The organism is Sorangium sp. So ce176, from assembly GCF_051519835.1.
GTDB classification, from domain to species: Bacteria; Myxococcota_A; Polyangia; order Polyangiales; family Polyangiaceae; genus Sorangium; species Sorangium cellulosum_G.
Genome location: NZ_CP150371.1, coordinates 10,460,415 through 10,474,719, shown reverse-complemented (window position 1 = coordinate 10,474,719; position 14,305 = coordinate 10,460,415). Strand labels below are relative to the sequence as shown.

The window sequence follows — 14,305 nt, the reverse complement described above, 5'->3', positions numbered from 1 at the left end:
TTCGCGCACGGCGCGTTCGCGCGCGGCGGCCGCGTCCGTGCGATAGCGCGCGGCGATCGCCGCGCTCGCGCCGCGATCGGGCTCGCGCTATGCCGTGGCCTGGAAGCGAGGATCGATGGAGCGGAGCTCGCCGGGGGAAGATCGACGCGGTCGACGAGGGCGGCGCGATCGGCTGGATCAACACGATCGACGAGCGGGGCGCGCGCGCGCCCGCGCGGCGCGCCGCGGCGCATGGATCGCGGCGCTGCTCGCCGTCGCCGTCGCGCCCGCCGCGAGCGACGCGCAGGCGCCGCGCCCGGGCGGCGCGCCGGCAGACGCGGGCGCGCCGGCGGCGGACAAGGCGCAGGCGCCGCGCCCGGGCAGGATCGTGGCGCCGCGCCTGCCCGCGGCGGGTGGCGCGCCGGCGCCGCGCCCGGGCGGCGCGAAGGTGGAGGCGCGCGCGCCCGCGGTGGGCGGCGCGCAGGCGACCGAGAAGCGCGCGCCGATCGCGACGGCGCCGCGGTGGACCGCCGCGACGCCCGACGAGATGCTCGGCGCCGCGCTGGCCCGCGCGCGGCGGGGCGGCGACGACGCGATCGCGGGGCTCGTGATCGCGGCGGCGCTGTCCGACCGCGCGGCGCAGGGCCGCGCGCGCGAGGGCCTCGCGCAGATCGCCGCGTCCTCGTCGCCGCTCGCCGACGACGCGCGCTGGCTCGCGGCCTCGCTCGCCCCCGAGCCCCCGGCCGCGGCGTGGCCCGGCGCGCGCGCCGTCTCGTACGACGCGCCGCCGGATCCGTCGGGGCTCGTGAAGGCGTTCGCCGTCCTGGGGCCGTTCCAGGACAGCTCGGGCGGCGGGCTCGCGCGCCGCGAGGGGCCCGAGGCCGAAGGCCAGCGCTTCTCGGACATGAGCGCCCGCTACGCGTGGGGCGTGTACGACGTCGCGTGGCGCCGGTCGCTGCCCGCCGCGTCGACGGCGCGCGGCGTGCCGCTCGACCTCTACATCCACCCGCGCGGCGAGAGCTGCACGTACCTCGCCTCCCGCGTCACCGTGCCCGCCGCGCTCGATCGCAAGCCGCTCGTCGCGCACGTCGCCGCGGCCGGCGCCGTGCGGCTCCTGTGGGACGGCGCCGACGTCGCCGCGAGCGACGTGGAGCACGAGCGCCTCGTGCTCGATCGCCTCGCCGCGCGCGTCGAGGCGCCCGCGGGCGATCACCTGCTCGCGCTCAAGGTGTGCACCGGCGCGATCGGCGACGAGGGGCGCGTCCGCGTGCGCTTCACCGACGAGCAGCGCCGGCCCGTGGCGCTCGCGACCTCGTCGGACCTCACGCCGCTCACGGCGCCCCCGGCCGCGCCCTCGGCCGTGACCCCGGTCAGGACGGCGCTCGACCGGGCGCTCGAGGCGGGCGCGTCGCCGGCGCTCGATCAGACGCTCACGGCCGTCGTGGCGCGCACGCTCGGGGGCGCGGACGACCAGCGGTCGCCCCGCGCGCCCGGGCTGCTCGACCGCCTGACGCGCGCGGCGGGCGTCTCCGCTGACGCGATCGCCATGGCGGGGTGGGTGTCCCCGTTCGGCGCGAACCGCAGCGGCTGGCTCGAGGCCGCGCGCGCCCGCGGCCTCGCCGACAAGGACCGGGCCACCGCCTCGTTCGCGCAGCGCCGGCTCGTCGCCGCCCATCTCGCCTCGGACCGCGTCGACTGGGCGGCCTCCGCGCTGCGCGAGGATCCGCTGCGCTCGGCGCGCGATCCCGAGGCGCGCGTCCTCAGGGCGCTCGTGAAGAAGAAGCTCGCGGCCTCGGGGCTCGCGCGGGCGGCGCTCGACGATCTGCTCGCGATCGAGCGCGAGCAGAAGGACCGCACCCCGGTCGTCGTGTGGCAGGAGATCGCGGCCTCGGCCCGGTTCGACCCGGCGCTCGAGCTGCGGGCCGCGCGCCGGCTCGCCGAGGTCACGCCCGAGTCGCGGGGCGCGGACTACGTCCTCGCGTTCGGACACGAGGGCGGCGCCGCGCTGGAGGTGGCCGCCGCCGGGGCGCTCGCGCAGCAGACGTCGGCCCAGGACGTCATCCGCATCGGCCGCGCGCTCCACGACGCGGGCCGCGCCGCGTGGGCGCGCGAGGTGCTGGCCTACGCCACGCACGTCGCGCCGAACCAGCCCGCCGCGTTCCAGGCGCTCGCCGCCGCCCGGCAGGGCGCCGACGCCGCGCCCTGGTCCGCCCTCTCGACCGCCGCGCTCGGGCGGGCGCGCGACCTCACGCCCGGCGACCCGTTCCTCAAGGCCGAGCTCGCGCTCCGCATGGGCGAGGGCTCGGCCGGCGCGCCGGGACGGCGGCGCATGCGCGACGAGCAGCACCTCGTCGCGCCCGACGTCTTCCTCGCGCGGGCGCGCAAGGACCCGGCGAAGAAGGGGGAGATCGCCGACCGTCAGCTCCACTGGGTGCGCGTCGCGACGTACCACCCGGACAAGCGCGTCTCGCAGCTCATGCACTACGCGCGCGAGATCGTGATCGAGCCGCGGACCGATCAGGACCTCTACGAGCGCGACATCCCCGCCGAGGCGGCGGACACCGAGCTGCTGTTCGCGCGCGTGCACCGCAAGGACGGCACCGTGGCGCAGCCGGACGAGCAGGGCGCGGGCGGGCAGAGGCCGTTCGTGCGCTGGCCCAAGCTCAAGGCGGGCGACGTGGTGGAGGTCGCTGTGCGCTCGTGGACCCCGGGCCCGGTGGGCCGCCGGGGCGACGCGCCGTTCTACTTCATCGACTACGTCGGCTCGACCGACACGCGGCCGATCCTCTACAACGAGGTCGTCGTCGACTCGCCGAAGAGCGATCCCTTGGCGATCGACGTGCTCAACGGCAAGGCGGAGCGGGTGCTCACGTCGGAGAAGGACGGCCGCCAGGTGACGCGGTTCATCTGGGACGACCCGCCCGAGGTGCCCGAGGAGCCGCTCGCGCCGCACCTGTCGGAGGTGCTGCCTGTCGTCGTGGGCTCCACGTTCCACGGCTGGCACGACTTCCGCGAGTGGTACCGGGGCGCTGTCGCGGGCTTCATGGAGCCCGACGACCAGGTCCGCCGGCTCGCGGCCGAGCTCACGAAGGGCAAGACGACGCGCGAGGAGAAGCTGCGGGCGCTCTTCGACTTCGTGGCGGACGACATCCGTTACGTGAACTTCGTCTCGGGCGAGTGGTGGCTGCCGAACCGCCCGCAGGAGCTCCTGGCGCGGCGGCAGGGCGACTGCGACGACAAGGCGATGCTGCTGATCACGCTGCTCAAGTCGATCGGCATCGAGGCGACGGAGGTGCTCGTGCAGACGCGCTACACCGGCCAGCCGTCGCTGCTCCGGAGCGAGGTCGCGGCGATCCCGGTGTTCGATCACGGCATCGCTTACCTGCCGGGCGTGGGCGGCGCGCCGGGCATGTGGCTCGACGCGACGAGCCCGCAGAGCCGGCTCGGGCCGCTGCCGGCGATGGACGCGCGCACGCTGGCGCTGTTCGTCGACGACGGGCCGCCGAAGATCGTGGAGACGCCGGCGAGCTCTCCGGCCGATCACGGCGTCGACGCCGAGTGGACGATCGCGCTGCAGCCGTCGGGCGCGGGCGAGCTCACCGCGAAGGAGCGGCACATCGGCGACGCGGCGTTCGAGCTCCGGTCGAACCTGGCCGAGGCCGACGCGCGCGCGCAGTGGGTCGAGCAGTACCTCGCGTACGGCTGGTTCCCGACCGTGGACGTGAAGCCGAAGGTGGCGTTCCAGGCCGATCTCCCGCACGGCGCGGCGTCGCTCGCGTACGAGGCGCGCTCCGAGGGGCTCGCCCGCCGCGAGGGCGCGGACCTCTCGGTGCCGCTCTCGGGCACGTCGACGATGACGTCGCAGCTCGCGCCGCTCGTGAAGCGCACGCTGCCGGTGGTCCTGCCGCCGAGCCTCGCGCCGCGGCACCACCACCGGACGATCACGATCGTCGCCCCGGCCGGGTACACGTTCGCCGAGCTGCCGCCGGGCGGCGACGAGGACGGCGGCGAGTTCGGCCGCGCGACGCTCTCGTTCGCGAGGGTGCCGGGCAGGAACGCCGTGGTGGTGAAGGAGCGCGTGGTCCTCGATCGCTCGACAATCCCCGTGGCCCAGTACGCCGCCTGGCGAAGCTGGCTGCAGCGCGTCGACGGCCTCCAGCACCGGATGGTGCGGCTCGTGCCCGTCGCGCAGGCAAACAAGCAGACGCCGTGAGAGGTCCGCCGTCGGGGGTGTCCTCGAGCGGCTCGGCCGGATCGGTCCCCTCGCCCCGAGGCCGCCCGTCGGCGACCCGTTGGTACCGTTCTGGCTAGCCGCTCTTCAACGCACCCACGCGCCAGCGCTACCCAGGGGAGGGATCTCGCCATGCCGCTCGAACAGTACCGACGCCCGCGCATGATCGTTCTGAGCCCGCGCTCGACCGCTTACGACGCGGTGAGGGCGATGGTCGACAACCACGTCGGCGCGGTCCTGGTCCACGATGGCCAGCGCCTCGCCGGCATCGTGACCGACCGCGACGTCGCGCTCGAGATCGTGGCGGGCGACCTCGACGCCCGCAGCACCATGCTGCGCGACATCATGTCGGACGAGGTCGCGACGCTCGAGATCGACGCGTCGATCGACGACGCCGTGCGCATCATGCGCGATCAGGCGTGTCGACGCGTGCCGCTGACCGAGCAAGGGCGACCCGTCGGCCTCGTGACCCTGGACGACCTGCTCGCCGACGGCGCCGTCGACGCCGAGGCCGCCGGCTCCGTCGTGCGCGCGCAGCTCGAGGTAGCCGCCCGGTTCAAGCCGGGAGGCGCGCTGCACCCGGAGGGGACCGCGCGCCCCGAGCGCTCGCGCGGCCCCGTGCGCGCCCTCACCCGGCGCAAGGCGCGCGCGGACAGCGCCTATGGCCGGCTGCTCCACGCCGTGGAGCGCCACAGCGGCCTCCAGCAGCGCGACCGCGCGGAGCTCGCGCTGCAGATCGTCCTCGGCAACCTCTGCCGCAGGGTGACGCCGCAGGAGGCGCGGCACCTCATCGCGCAGCTCCCCTCCAAGCTCCACCCGTCGCTCGATCCGTTCCTCGACGGGCCCGACAAGCGCATCACGACGGCGACCATCGAGGACGACGTCGCGCGCGAGCTGCGCATGGACCGCGAGGCCGCCGGCTTCGTGCTGCAGGCGATCTGCGAGGCGGTCGCGGACAGCGTGTCCGCCGGGGAGATCGAGGGGTTCCGCGGTCAGCTCCCGCTCGACATGAAGGACCTGTTCCCGCCGACCCCGCTGCGCCGGGCGGTCTGAGCCGCGGCGGCGCCTCACGGGGCCGCCGCGGCCGCAGGCGCCGCGAGCAGCTTGCGGACCGTGCCGAGGAGCTTGTCGGCCGTGAACGGCTTCTTGAGGACGGCGTGCACCCGGTCGCCGAGCTTCTGGAGCAGCTCCTGGCGCTGCTCGACCGCGCTCATGATGACGATCGGCATGCCGTCGAGCCGCCGCTCCTCCTTCACGGCCCTGACGAGGTCGAACCCGCTCATGATCGGCATCATCAGGTCCACGAGGGCGACGTCTGGCCGGGCCTCTCGCAGGTAGTCGAGCGCCGCCTTGCCGTCGGGGCACGTCACGACCGAGTACCCCTCGTCCTCGAGCAGCCCCTCGATGCACGCGAGGAGGTCCGACTCGTCATCCACCACGAGCACCGTCGTCACGACTCTCCCTCTCTGTCCTGCAATCCGGCCAGGAGCCGCGCCTGCCCCGAGAGGATCTGCTCCGCCGAGCGGAACGAATCGGCCACCTCGATCCCCTGCTCGCCGATGAAGAACTCACGGATTGACCTGTCATAGTGGCTCTCTCGCATCTTCATGATCGAGATGAGGCGGTGAATCTGGGACCTGAGCTCGACATAGCGGAGCAGGACGACGTTCTCGACCACGTTCCCGAGCTCGGGGCTCGGCATCTTGATGAGCGGGGTGAACAGATCGAGCTCCTCGCTCACCAACGTCGTCACGTCGAGCATCCTGAGCTGATTGGTGAACGCCGAGAGGAAGCGCGGCAGCCGGTCCAGGTAGACCGACGCGGCGCGGAAGCCCTCGATGCCGTCGATGAACAGCCGGCGTCGCGGCTTCGGGCGATGTCGGAGCAGCTCGAGCAGCTGCTCCGCCAGCGAGTCCAGCATGTGCTCGAGCGGCGGCTGCCAGAGGAGCCGGATCGTACCCTCCTGGATGTAGGTATCGAGATCGATGCCGACCTTCCGGGCCTTCTCGCAGAGCCTGGGCGGAGGCTCGTAGAAGCCGAAATAGATCCCCTCCTCGCCCTGCTTCGCCCCCTCGACCAGGAACGAGAGCCCGAGCAGCGTCTTGCCGATGCCTGGCGCGCCGAGGAGCGCGGTCGCCGAGCCGGAGAGCAGTCCACCCTCGATCATCGCGTCGAAGCTCGCGATCCCGAAGCTCATCCGCTTGCGGTCCTCGGTGGCGCTCGCTTGCGGGGTGTCGAACTGGATCTCGGTGCGCGGGTGGATGACCATCCCGGACGACTGGATCTCGACCTCGTGCTTCCCGCGCAGGTAATCGCCCCCGCGGAACTTGTGCACCGTGAGCTCCCGGACGGCCCGCAGCCCGATGAGCTGATCGGTGAGCTCGATGACGCCGTCCACCAGCGTGTTCTCGGAGTGCGACCGCTCCCCGGTGCTCGAGAGCAGGAAGGTCGTGCAGTCGCTCAGGGCCGAGAGCCCCTGAATCTCGTGCACAAACTCACGGAAAGCCAGCACGTCGGGCGCGCGCTGCTCGACGCTCTCCAGCCCATCGATCACGAGCACCTCGGTGCCGCGGCGCTCGCGCAGGGTGCGGCGCAGGAGGTCGATCAGCCCGGACAGGCCCTGATCGCGGAGCGCCGTGTAACCGCTGATGTAATAGATGCGGTCCGGGATCATGCCGGTGTCGAACCACTTCATCCCGCTCAGGTGGCGGATCATCTTGGCGTGCGACTCGACGAGGAGCGTCACGTAGACACACCGCGTGCTCGAGCTCCGCCGGACGCGCTCGAAGCAGAGCTGATTGCCGAGGATCGTCTTTCCGCTCCCCGGCGGGCCCATCACGGCATAGGTGCCGTTGCGGAGGAAGCCGCCCTTCAGGATGTAGTCGAGCCTCGGAATTCCAGTCTCCAGCCGGGGGATGGCCGCGCTGGGGCTGTCGCGCTCTCCGTCCTGGATCGAGGACCCCTGTGCGCCTGGTTGATCTTCTCGTCCTAGCGTCATGATTTTTCCGCTGAAGTCTCCGGCGTTTGCTGCTCGACGGGCAGGCGAACGACGAACGCCGCCCCGCCGCTGTCGGGCGACTCGATGACGATGCTGCCGCCGTGCGCATGGACGATCTCCCGCACGATGTAGAGGCCGAGCCCGAGGCTCTGTGACTTGTAGGTGGACGCGATCCGCTGGAAGGGCTGGAAGACCCGGTCGCAGTCGCCCGCGGCGATGCCTGGCCCGTGGTCGCGGACCGTGAGCTTGGCGGTCGTCCCCTCGCGCGCGGCGGAGACCTCGATCGGGCTGCCCCCGCCGTACTTCAGCGCGTTCGTGAGGAGGTTCTGGACGACCTGCTCGATGCGCGCGCCGTCCCAGAGGCCGTGGATCGGCTCGCCGGCCACGACCCGGACCGGCGTCCCGGCCGCGCGGGCATGCTCGGCGACCGCCTCCGTGGCGTCGCGCACGATCTGGAGCAGATCCTTCGGCTCCAGATCGAGCTCGAGCCGGCGGGCGCGGATCCGGGTCACGTCGAGGAGGTTCTGGACCAGGCTGGTCAGGCGATCGACCTGGCGCTGCGACATGTCGACGAGGCGATCGAGCTCGGAGGGCGCCTCGTCCGACGGGACGCGCAGCTTGACCCGGTGGATCGTGAGGAGCAGGGCGTTGAGGGGCGATCTGAGCTCGTGCGCCGCGATGGACAGGAACTCGTCGCGCGCGGCGAGCGCGGCGCGCGTGTCGTCGGTCCATCGCTGGAAGGCGGTCACGTCGACGAAGGTCAGCGCGGCGAGCTTGTGATCGAGGTCGACGGGGTCGCACCGGACGATGAGCGCGACGTCGCCGTTGCCGGTCTTCCAGTGCGTCATCAAGGGGCCGAACGCCTCGCCCCGGAGGGCGCGGGACCGGGGCCGCTCGTGCGGCGCGATCGGCTCCCCATCGGCGTTCGTGACGTGCGGGGTCTGCCCGTCCAGGTCCTCGTAGGCAAAGGAGACCTCGCGCGCCGGCGCGTTCGCGAAGACCACCCGGCCGCGCCGCGCGATGTCCAGCAACACGAGCCCCACCTGAATCGTGCCCACGGTCGGTGCATCGGTGGATAGAGACGGTCTCACCAGGCTTGCTCCCTCGCTGCTGCGGAGTCTCTCTGGCAGGCTCATCGTGCAAGCGGCGGACCGCGCCGCGACGCCGGCGGTACCGTCGCCGTCACCGGGCGCGGCTGTGGCGTAACGCCATCACGCGGGGCAACTTGGCGCGCGCGGGGGTGGTGACGGGACCCCCCTGGGAGCTGGAGGGGTGTGCTGACGTCGCCGCCCCACCGCCTCTCGGCGCGCGGCGGCCGCGAGGTCCGCGCTCGGCCTACGCCTGCGGCCAGACCACGCCGCGCGCGCGCAGGTCCGCGACCGTGTCCGCGAGCGTCTCGAGCGGGTCGCGGGGCGTCCACCCGAGCTCGCGCCGGGCCCTGGTCGCGTCGAGGTACCAGAAGTGCTGGGCCATCTCCGCCGACACGGGGTCGACAGGCAGATCGAACGGGAGCCGCTTGCGCGCCCGCTCGATGAGGTGCGCGCCCGCCTTCGCGAGCGCGATGCTCCGGGGCAGCCGCAGGGCGGGGGCGGGGACGCCGGAGACGCGCGAGAGGCGGTGGAAGAAGACGTCCAGGCTCATGTTCGCGGCGCCGAGCAGGTAGCGCTCGCCCGGGCGGCCCTTCTCCATGGCCAGCGCCATGCCCTGCGCCGCGTCGCGGGCGTCGACGAAGGACAGGCCGCCCGCGGGGATGAACGGCAGCCGGCGCTCGAGGAAGCTCACGACGTCTCCGGTCGACGCGCCGTGGACGTCCCCCGGCCCGAGCAGGATGCTCGGGTTGACGGCGACGACCTCGAAGCCCGGTCCGCTGCGATCGAACGCCGCGCGCTCGGCGTACAGCTTCGAGCGGTAGTAGGGCCAGCCGGCGATCAGGTCGATCGGCGGCGGCGCCGTCTCGTCGCGGACGTCGCTCGGCTCCCGGCTCACGGCGACGACGCCGCTCGTGCTCGCGATCACCGCGCGCTTCACCCCCGCGTCGCGGCAGGCGTCGAGGGTGATCTTCGTCCCCTCGACGTGGGTCCGGTAGAGCGCCTCGGCGTCCTCGCGGCGCCGCGAGACGCGCCCGGCGCAGTGGAAGAGCCCCTCGCAGCCCTCGGCGGCGGCGCGGACCGACGCCGCGTCGAGGATGTCGCCGCGGCGGAGCGCCACGCCTTGTTCGACGAGCGCGGGCGCCTCCGACCGGCAGAGCGCCACGACGTCGTGGCCCGCCCCGCGGAGGGCCGTGACGAGGTGCGAGCCAAGGAAACCGGTCGCGCCGGTGACGAGGTAGCGGCTCATGCGAGGTCGAAAACCTTCTGGAAGGTCTGGAGGAGGGAGATGTCGTTCGATTTCACGAGGCCCGTCATGAACTCCATCGGGCTCGGCGTGTAGGCCTCGCGGACGATCTTGGTGAAGATCTCCGGCGTCGTCTTGAGGACGCAGTCGGCTTGCTGGATCGGCTTGCCGATCCGCGCCTCGCAGCCGGCCGGATCGATCCGCAGCGTCCACTTCGCCTCCTCCTCCGCGCCGAGCGTCACGTAGTACGTGATCGGCTGGGCGACCCGCCCGGCCACGTACTTCGCCTCGAGCTCGCGGAACAGGACCGTGAGCGGGTGCTCCTTCGTGGTGGCCGCCTGGTCGATGCTCTCGACCCGGCGCAGGTCGAGCGCGCCGCCCTCCCGCAGCTTGATCACGGCGAGCTGCGTGAGCTCCGCGACCCTGCGGCACGCCACCGCGTACTTCATCCCGGCGGTGAGCCGCTTGAGGTCGGCGATCTCGAGCGGCGGCCCGATGCGCGCGACGAGGTCGCGGCGGATCGGGACGCTGCGCCCCTTGGGGAGCGCCTCGAAGGTGCCGCCCAGGTAGAGGGGCAGGATGTCGACGTTGTGCGTGAGCGCGAGGTGCCCGATGGCCGGCTTGAACTCCAGGACGCTGCCGTCGGGGCTGCGCGTGCCCTCGGGAAAGAGCAGCACGGTCCGCCCCCGGTCCAGGATCTCGCCGGTCTGGCGCAGCGCCGTGCGGAGGCCGCCCTTGCGGTCGAAGGGCGCCAGGTTCGTGAGGTTCTCGAAGTAGGCGCGCCGCCAGCGGTTGCCCTCGAAGAAGTAGTCCTGCGCGGCCAGCGAGACGAGGCCGTCGCCGTAGCTGCCCAGCGCGAACTTCACGAGCCCCATGTCGAGGTGGCTCGCGTGGTTCGAGACGACGATCGTGTTGCGGTTGTGCGGGATGAACGCGCGCCCGTAGACCTTCGGGCGCATGACGTTCCCGTAGAAGCCGGACTGGACCTTGTTCATCCAGTGCTTGGCGAAGTCGGCCACGGGGCGGGGGATGTGGATCGGCTCCTCGCCGGGCGCGTGCGACCTCGGCTCGATGCCCGCCGCGCCGCCGTCGTGCGCGAGGCTCCCCGCGCCGGCGTCGGCCGCCGCGGAAGCGGCCGCCTCGGCGGCGAGGCGCGCGACGATCGCCTTCACCTCGGCGCGCTTCACCTGGCCGGACGCGGTGCGCGGCAGGTCCGCGTCGTGGAGGTGTACGGCCATGGGGTGGCACGGCTTGGGCAGCGCCTGGATCGACGTCCGAAGCGCATCGAGCGCGCGCTCGTGCTGCAGTGCCCACGCGAGCTCCTCGTCTTCACCGTCGTCCTTCGGTCCGAGCGGCGTGGGGACGGCGAGGCACGCGACCTGCTCGCCGCCGCGGCCGTTGTCGATCCCGACGATCGCGAGCTCCTTGATGTGCTCGACCTTGCCGAGCGTGCGCTCGATCTCGGCCGGGTACACGTTCTCGCCCTTCGCCGCGGCGATCACCTCGCTCTGCCGGCCGACGAGGGTGAGCCGCCCCTGCTTGTCGAGCTTGCCGAGGTCGCCGGTGTGGAGCCACCCGTCCGCGTCGAGCGCCGCCTGGGTCGCGTCGGGGGCGTCGGCGTAGCCCTTCATGACGTTGGCGCCGCGCGCGAGCACCTCGCCCACGCCGTTCGCGTCGGGGTTCGCGATCTTGATCTGCACGCCGGGGAGCGCTTTGCCGACGTTGCCCGGGCTCGCGGCCGGCGAGGCCTTGGCGATGGTGAGGAGCGGCGCCGCCTCGGTCAGGCCGTAGCCCTCGGCGAGCGGCAGGCCGAGCCCCTTGAAGACGGCGGCCGTGTCCCTTGGGAGCGCGGCGCCGCCGGAGATGAGGAAGCGGACGTTGCCGCCGAGCGCGTCGTGGACGCTGCCGAAGAAGAGCCGCCCCGCGTTCAGCCCGAAGCGCTTGCCGAGCATGCGGTTCAGCTCCATGGCCCAGTTGAACGCGGCGGCCGCGGCGGGCCCCTGCTCCTTCATCCGGGCGACGATCTGGCGCTCGAGCATCTGCCAGAGCGCCGGCACGCCGACCATCGCGGTGACGCGCGCCCTCTTCAGCCCGTCGGTCACCCGGTCGGCCGAGACCTCGTCGAGGTAGATGATCCGCGCGCCCTGCGACAGCGGCAGGAGCAGGCCGCAGGTGACCTCGAAGGTCTGGTGGAGCGGCAGCACGCTGAGCACGCGGTCGCCCGCCTTGAGCGGGAAGAGCGGGGCGAGGGAGGCGAGCAGCGCGGTGAAGTTGCCGTGCGTGAGCAGCACGCCCTTCGGCTCCCCGGTGGTGCCGCTCGTGTAGACGACGCTCGCGACGTCCTCGCTGCCCACGCGCACGTCCGGCGGCGCGAGCCCGTCGCCCGAAGCCGGCCCGAGGTCGGCCGCGCGGCCCTCGGCGAAGCCGGCCAGGTCGAAGGCGTACAGGTTCGGCAGCGCCGCGCGCACGCCGGCGCCGACCTTCGCCTCCACGCCGCTGTCCCAGAGGACGACCTTCGCTGTCGACGAGCGGACGACGGCCGCGAACGCCTCCGCGTCGACCGCGGGGTCGATCGGGACGGCGACGGCGCCCGCGCGGAGGATGCCGAAGTAGGCGACGGGCCACGCCGGCTGGTTCGCGCCGGAGAGCGCCACGCGATCGCCGCGGCGGACGCCGAGCGCGGCGAGGCGCGCGGCCGTCTTGCACGCCGCGTCGCGGAGCTCGCGGTAGCTCGTGCGCGAGAGCCCGTCCTGCTCGATGCGCTGCACGGAGAGCGCGTGATCGAAGCGCTCGGCGACCTCGTCGAGCAGGTCGACGAGGCTGTCGTAGGGCCGGAGCGCCTTGATCTCCCGGCGGAGCATGTTCTCCATGAGCGGGAAGGCCCACTTCTCCAGCCCGGGGAGGTGGACATTCCAGATGTAGTCGCGCCAGTCGATCTTCTCGGGCGCCCAGACGAAGCGGGCCCGCTCCTCGGGCGGCATGCGGGCCATGGCCGCGCGGGTGTTGGCGCAGGAGTAGACCCAGTCCGCCTCCGCGACGAACGGCATGAAGACCTCGAGGAGGGCGGCCGTCTTTTGCTCGGTCTTCGCGGCGCTCTCCAGCGCGGCGGCCGCCGGCTTGAGGAGCGCCGCGGCGGGGCCGACGCCGGCCGTCTTGAGCAGGCCCCCCAGGCCGCGGAGCGCGCCCTCGATGGTCCGCGCGCCGTGCGCGTTGTACTGCTGCCGGGTGAGCCCGCGCGGCTCGAAGCGGGACGACACGACGTCGAAGAGCGCGGTCTTCTTCCCCTCGAAGACCTGCCGTCGCTTGTAGAGCCCGGCGAGCTCCAGGTAGCGCGTCACGCGGCAGCCGTTCGTGTCGGTGGTCCCGTACTGGTACACGGCGGGCGCGCGGCCCTCGATGAGCTCGCAGAGCGAGGCGATCATGCCGCTCGCGGTCATGTCGACCGGGATGAGATCGAGCCGCACGTCGTGGTCGCCCGGGAACTGCACCTGCCCCTTCGAGGCGAGGTAGAGGTAGGGCGCCGAGGTGTTGATCCCCTCGTTCCAGCCGCAGAACGGGAACTCGACGGCGGTCTCGACGACGGCGGGGCGGACGATGGTGAAGGGCAGCCCGGAGCTGGCGAGCACCTGCTCGCCGATGCTCTTCGTGTAGGTGTAGATGTTGGTCCACCCCCAGAAGAGCGCGCGCTCCTTGCCGGCCTCGACGAGCCGGTCCTTGATGAACTTGCGCTTCACGCGGGCGAGCTCGTTCTCGAGCGCGCTGCCGCGGCCGGGCTCGCCGCGCGCGGCCAGGTTCGCCTTGGCCTCGTCGAGGAAGGCGCTCTGCCGGAAGGCGTCCTCGCACCGCTGGCGCGCCTGCTTCACGAGGTCGAGGCACTCGCTGATCTCGCGCTGCGGGTCCCAGTGCGAGCGATCGAGCGTCCGCTTCGGGCAGGCGGCGCCGAACCACGTCTCGCCCGCGGCGCGGGGGAAGGGGATCTCGGCCGGGTGGTTCTCCTCGATGAGCCCGGAGCGGTACCCTGCGACGAAGCAGGTGCTCGTGTGCATCACCTTGGCCCCGAGGGTCCGCGCGAGCTCGACGATGTTGCTGATGCCGAACGCGTTGACCTCGAGCGCCTCGTCGAGCGGGGGGTTGAAGTCGACGACGCCGGCCACGTTCACGACCGCGGCGATCTGGCCGGTGAGCTCCCCGACGCGGTCGCCGAGCCCGAGCAGCGGCTGGCCGACGTTGCCGTTCATGGGGGTGATCTTCTGCCGGAGGTACTCCTCGAAGGCGGGCCCGGGGTGCTGCTCGCGGACCGGATCGAACACCGGCGAGGTGGCGATCTGCGACCAGAAGCGCTCTTCCGGCGACTGGCCCTCCTTGGCCCGGACGAGCAGGTAGATGTGGGCGATCTCCGGGAACCTCGCGAGCAGCATGGCCAGCCACACCTTGCCGAGGAACCCGGTGCCTCCGACCACCACGAGCCGCTTGCCCGAGAGCACGTGAGACGGCACCAGCGGCGGGGCCGCCGCGATCTCTTGGCGGCCCGCTTCACCCGGCGCCCCGGGCTCCGTCGCTCTGGCCCCAGCCCCGTTCGTAACACCCATATGGCTCATCGAGACTCCAGGAAGGCCGCTCAATTCGCGCCTGGGCCGGAACGCGTCAAGGGCGAGGTGCCGCGAACCGGGGTACGCGCCCTCCAGGCATGGGGTTTGCTCACATCTTGCTCGCAGAATTGAGTCTGTCGCGGCGTTTCGACGGCGTGCTCCGGGCATGTCGTG

The 14,305-nt window shown here is 72.8% G+C and carries 7 protein-coding genes; 2 read left to right on the top strand and 5 right to left on the bottom strand.

The features are described 5' to 3' along the window. Nucleotides 1–115: 115 nt before the first annotated feature. Both WMF42_RS39585 and WMF42_RS39580 read left to right on the top strand, forming a co-directional pair. Entirely contained in the window at nt 116–4,192 is a 4,077-nt protein-coding gene (locus WMF42_RS39585) for a transglutaminase domain-containing protein (RefSeq protein ID WP_437688292.1), read from the top strand. Between the two features lie 150 nt (nt 4,193–4,342). Next, a complete protein-coding gene (locus tag WMF42_RS39580) occupies nt 4,343–5,263 on the top strand; it encodes a DUF2267 domain-containing protein (protein ID WP_061609243.1) in 921 nt (306 codons plus the stop codon). 14 nt (nt 5,264–5,277) lie between these two features. Here WMF42_RS39580 and WMF42_RS39575 read toward each other — a convergent pair whose 3' ends face one another. The 5 genes from WMF42_RS39575 to WMF42_RS39555 form a co-directional block, all read right to left on the bottom strand. Continuing rightward, nucleotides 5,278–5,664 (bottom strand): response regulator, encoded by a 387-nt coding sequence (locus tag WMF42_RS39575; RefSeq protein ID WP_434043743.1) that lies wholly within the window; start codon nt 5,662–5,664, stop codon nt 5,278–5,280. Further along, nucleotides 5,661–7,208 carry an RAD55 family ATPase gene (locus tag WMF42_RS39570; protein WP_437688291.1) on the bottom strand — a complete coding sequence of 516 codons (1,548 nt, stop codon included), beginning with the start codon at nt 7,206–7,208 and terminating at the stop codon, nt 5,661–5,663. The genes WMF42_RS39575 and WMF42_RS39570 overlap by 4 nt, the downstream gene beginning before the upstream one ends. Further along, a complete protein-coding gene (locus WMF42_RS39565) occupies nt 7,205–8,266 on the bottom strand; it encodes a sensor histidine kinase (RefSeq protein ID WP_437688290.1) in 1,062 nt (353 codons plus the stop codon). Before WMF42_RS39565 ends, WMF42_RS39570 begins: the two co-directional genes overlap by 4 nt. 277 nt (nt 8,267–8,543) lie before the next feature. Continuing rightward, complete coding sequence (locus WMF42_RS39560) at nt 8,544–9,545, bottom strand: NAD-dependent epimerase/dehydratase family protein (RefSeq protein ID WP_437688289.1); 1,002 nt, start codon at nt 9,543–9,545, stop codon at nt 8,544–8,546. Then, nucleotides 9,542–14,131, bottom strand: coding sequence for an AMP-binding protein (locus tag WMF42_RS39555; RefSeq protein WP_437688288.1), 4,590 nt, complete (start codon nt 14,129–14,131; stop codon nt 9,542–9,544). Before WMF42_RS39555 ends, WMF42_RS39560 begins: the two co-directional genes overlap by 4 nt. Nucleotides 14,132–14,305 lie beyond the last annotated feature (174 nt).

Bases quoted from the DNA above. Each gene is read 5' to 3' on its own strand.
- WMF42_RS39585 (WP_437688292.1), top strand. From the start codon at position 116: ATGGAGCGGAGCTCGCCGGGGGAAGATCGACGCGGTCGACGAGGGCGG.
- WMF42_RS39580 (WP_061609243.1), top strand. From the start codon at position 4,343: ATGCCGCTCGAACAGTACCGACGCCCGCGCATGATCGTTCTGAGCCCG.
- WMF42_RS39570 (WP_437688291.1), bottom strand. From the start codon at position 7,208: ATGACGCTAGGACGAGAAGATCAACCAGGCGCACAGGGGTCCTCGATC.
- WMF42_RS39560 (WP_437688289.1), bottom strand. From the start codon at position 9,545: ATGAGCCGCTACCTCGTCACCGGCGCGACCGGTTTCCTTGGCTCGCAC.
- WMF42_RS39555 (WP_437688288.1), bottom strand. From the start codon at position 14,131: ATGGGTGTTACGAACGGGGCTGGGGCCAGAGCGACGGAGCCCGGGGCG.